A 3,974-nucleotide genomic window follows, 5' to 3' on the forward strand; every position below is an offset into this window, starting at 1 on the left:
GCTCCATGGCAGCGCCAGAGAGAATCAGGCTTTCGCCGATGGCGAAGACCAGGAATCCGGCAGCCATCAGGTCGCGTCCACGCCGGAAGTGATGAATGGTCAGCAACGCAGTCGCGACAACGAGGGCCACGCCATCGAGGCCCCAAGCCAGTCCGCGAAGCGATGCAGACGAGACGAACGTGCCAGCCAATCCGAGGACGGCGCCTACGACGAGCCCAGTGGACGCAATGATTCGCAGCGGCATGTGGTTCATGGTGCCTACAAGTTTGGAAAGGGCTGTCGCTCTGCGCCTGATTGTTGATGCTCGGCGGGTTAGTGCACACCCGCTTCGCGGAAGCAATCCCGCAATTCGCCCGCGGGTGTTGTAAGTCAGCCGCGAACGTCGATTCCTGGCCCCGTTCTGACGGCGCGTTGGCCTTCCTTGCCATCAGGCCGCGAAGATGAACGTCCGGTTGTGGGCCGCATCCTGCCACATCCATCCTGGCTGCAGCGGGCCCGAATCGGTCCTAGCGACTGCTCCGAAGCAGCCGCCGCTCTCGCGTCACCGATGCTGCTTCCGGCAGGATGCGGTCCCGCTTACTCTGTGCTCGACGAAGTGCCGCCTGCTATGTGCGAGGAGGTTCGGGGCCTGCGCGACACCGAAGCAGGGCGATTCGTACTCCGCCCGTACTCGGAAGAGCGCGTCCGCGCTCCGCGCGGTGCCTGAGAGCGTTCTCAGGCCTTCGCCGACTTCTTCGGCGCTCTACTCGCGGCCTGCAGGGCCGCCGCCTGCGCAGCGTGCTTCTCGGCACGCGAGGGCCTGTGGGCCGTGCCAGCCTTGGCCTTCTTGGCCTCCTTGGGCTCCTTTTTTTCCTTGGGCTTTTCCTTGGCCTGCGCGTGGTGCGTCCTCACCAGCTTGTCGACGGCCTTCGCCCTCGGCTGCTGCGCTTGCGCTTGGCGCTTCGCACGCTCCTCCTTGAGCAGGCGGCGCTCCTCGGCCAGCGCCTGTTCGGCTTCGGACGGCTCATGGTCGGCCCCCAGCGAGTGGACGCGGTCCATCGTCGCCTGGTGAAGCATCGCGCCGTTCTTCGCGATGCGGTGGGTCAGCGATGCGATACGAATGGGCATGTTGCTATCCTCATGGTGGCTGGAAGACCAATGTAGGCCAGCCCGCCGCGTCCTGCCAATCGATTTGTATGGCTTCGCCCCCTGCGGCAGTGAATTTCTGCTGCCGGAGAAGGGACTGTCGCCAATACCTGCTTCTGGCCGAGCTCGGTCCTACAAAAAACTTGAAGAATGGCTGCGACTGCTCGTTCGATGAGCACCGCAATGAGAGCCAAGCAGAATGCGGCTCCGGCGAGATGCTCAGCCGGTTATCCACAGAGTCATGCACCGGCCACGGGGACAACAAAATCTTGACTTCCGTGTTTTGGTGCAGTGCACAATGCCATTTCCTCATTGGGAGCAGCACGTTTTGTGTGCGTTAGGACAGTGCAGAGCAGCACGCCATGTTGGTGCGTCGCCTGCTATCTTTTCCACAGCGAGATGCGAGTGGTAACTCACTTGCCCAGGGCCGTCTGGACGAGAAACACGCATAGGTGAAGGGCGGCCGAATGCTGACCTAGCTATGCGCCCTTGGCGAGGTACGAGTTGTTGGTCTCGGTGAACGAACTGAGCGCGCCAAGGAGCTCGGCGGCCTGCATGCGAAGAGGCACCCAAGCCTCGTTTCGCATCGCGTTGAGGTTTGCCGTTCTGCCTTGCGCCGCCTTCAGCGCGTCTGGCGGCACCGAATCGAGCTCGGCGACCAGAGTCAAGATGGAATTGCGTTGATGCGGCGTCAGACGGCTCCAGCCGGCAAGGCAGCGGCCGGCGGCGACATCGTCCTTGATTTCCCAGCCGACGTTGTAGTCGCCCATTGACTCGCACTGGACCTCCGGCTCAGCCGCAAGCGCTACGAGGGCCTCGATGAAGTAGGAGTAGGCATCGCGAAGCTCCTCGTCGAGCTGCAGGGAATTGACTGGTTCATTGGGCATGCGCGAAATGATGTGAAGTGGCGCCGCTACTGGCTAGGCGAGTCAGATTTTCCCGACCTGTCCGTCGCAACGCGCGGCCTGCCGGAAGGTCCGTTCCTGGCCGAATTCGGCCCCACGACAAGCGGCGCGCGCGGTCCGCCTCGTCACCATACGCCGGAGGCAGGAGGAGACGGCTTGGTCTGCAAGAACGCGAAGTACTTGGGGTCATCCAATGCGAATATTTCCTTGCCCTCTAGCATGTACGCCCTGGCCAAGTGGTCGGACGCGACGGCATCCTGCCCCCGCTCAAGCGCGCATTGGCCGAGGCGCAGGTGCAAGAACGGGTTACCGTGGCCGCCGGGGCAATGCATCGCGTACTCCAGCGCTTCGGTGCCAGACGTGAAGAAGCCTCCAAGGAAGCAGGCGTCGCCGATGGCGGCGAGGACCCAGGTGCTGGCCTCCCAATCAGTCTGCGGCGCCGGCACCAAACTCCAAGCCCGGTTGTAGGTGGTGATTGCCTCCTCATAGAGACGGCGCTCGGCAAGCGCGTCTCCGTCGGCGCAAATCTTCTTGATGTCCGCATGCACGGAGCTCGGCAGTTCGTTCATGTCCTCAGGTCAAATCTGGAAGGTGGCGGGAACGCCGGTGTTGGCCGCCAGCCGTCACGGCGCGCCGCGGCGCCTGCGCCAGAGCGATTGTCGATGGAACAAAAGAAGGCCCGTGCGAAACGGGCCTTAAGGGGTTGGTCCTTGATGCCTACCCAGGGAGAAACCAAGCCCCCACGGTATTCCGATTGACGTCAATCGCAAGTCGCCTGAAGGTTCGCATTGTTGGCACTATTTCACGAAATCCGGCTATTTGGAGGCGAGCCAAGTCGCAGCAAGCAAGGTCAAGCCCTGGTGGCCCATCGGGGCTCTTCATCATTGCCACGTCAGGGCAGCTTGGACGACGGGTTCTGRCCGCAAAGCGACCTATCGACGAGACCACTTGTTCGCCAACGCCGCACTGCGATGCCTGAGATTTTGCGGGAAGGTTTTGGTATCGGCGATTCTCAAGAGAAGGTCCGCAATCTCGTCGTCCATGGCGGCGCCGTCTTCAAGCCAGGCCACGGCCAGTTCCGGCCAATATGGGGTCGGCCAGTCCAAGCCCGCCATTACGACGTCGCGAACGGATGCGCCCGCTGAGACGTACTCTGACCGGGGCCCCTCAAGTGCGGGCAACAAGGTTCGACGGTCCATAGCTGGGTTGAGATTGGAAGAAGGAAGCGAAGGTCCGCTGCCGGCCGAATCGTGCTGTTGCTCAGGCACAAGACGATGGCATGCCGAAAAGAGCCGAAACTGCCCGCGCCATGTCCTCGAGCTGGCCGGCTTCATATTGAACGATGACCTTCAGCAGGCTGCCTTCGGAGGACCTGCGCATTTCTACGATGAGCTCGATATGGCCAGTAGCGTCGGCGGTCGCGCTGAGACGGACCTCACCCTCAACGTCTTGCCATTGTTTCGGCCCAGCCCAGCCTCGCCATTCGGAGGCCATCGCTGCAAACATCTTCGCCGGGGACCCGCTGTGATAGGTAGACGTCTCCGCGCGTCCAGTAAACCAAGGCGTGCGCACTGCGACCTCAAACTCTGTCTCTGCTTCAGTCCGTCGAGCAATGCTAAGGGTAAGAACGGCGCCATCGTGCGGCGACTTGAGGTCGAGCGTGTTCATTGAGAGCTAGGGCTGAATGTCTGCTGCTGGCCGGGAGCGTGATTCCGAAGCCGCTCCGGGAAGCTGCCCTTCGGTGATCGCTGGGCAATCCGCGCGCCCTTCGCAACGCCAGCACGAAGTCTTCACGGTGATTCCTATCGACAACTGCCCGCGGCTACGTTGGGCCGGCCAGGGAGTCGGCCCGAGCGTCCCTTCGGCACACGAGCAGGATCTCGTCGACCTCGTCTGTTGCGATCATTCCATGGCCGAGCTGCAGCTCCTTCTGGAATCGCAATC

6 protein-coding genes are annotated in these 3,974 nt (G+C 62.3%); all 6 read right to left on the reverse strand.

The features are described from left to right. Window positions 1-253, reverse strand: a 253-nt coding sequence (locus AC1DYD_RS41105; protein ID WP_478178449.1) for a hypothetical protein, incomplete at its 3' end; no start/stop codon positions are given. A gap of 461 nt (window positions 254-714) precedes the next feature. Then, entirely contained in the window at window positions 715-1,107 is a 393-nt protein-coding gene (locus tag AC1DYD_RS41110; RefSeq protein ID WP_478178450.1) for a hypothetical protein, read from the reverse strand. A gap of 497 nt (window positions 1,108-1,604) precedes the next feature. Beyond that, the gene (locus AC1DYD_RS41115) at window positions 1,605-1,895 is read right to left on the reverse strand and encodes a hypothetical protein (RefSeq protein ID WP_478178451.1); all 291 of its coding nucleotides are present in this window, start codon (window positions 1,893-1,895) and stop codon (window positions 1,605-1,607) included. A 260-nt stretch (window positions 1,896-2,155) separates the two neighbouring features. Further along, window positions 2,156-2,599, reverse strand: a complete 444-nt coding sequence (locus tag AC1DYD_RS41120) for a tetratricopeptide repeat protein (protein ID WP_478178452.1) — start codon at window positions 2,597-2,599, stop codon at window positions 2,156-2,158. Window positions 2,600-2,962: 363 nt separating this feature from the next. Further along, entirely contained in the window at window positions 2,963-3,145 is a 183-nt protein-coding gene (locus AC1DYD_RS41125; RefSeq protein ID WP_478178453.1) for a hypothetical protein, read from the reverse strand. A 145-nt stretch (window positions 3,146-3,290) separates the two neighbouring features. Further along, window positions 3,291-3,698, reverse strand: coding sequence for a DUF6228 family protein (locus AC1DYD_RS41130; RefSeq protein WP_478178454.1), 408 nt, complete (start codon window positions 3,696-3,698; stop codon window positions 3,291-3,293). Window positions 3,699-3,974 lie beyond the last annotated feature (276 nt).

The organism is Variovorax sp. P4_B11 (assembly GCF_056402355.1).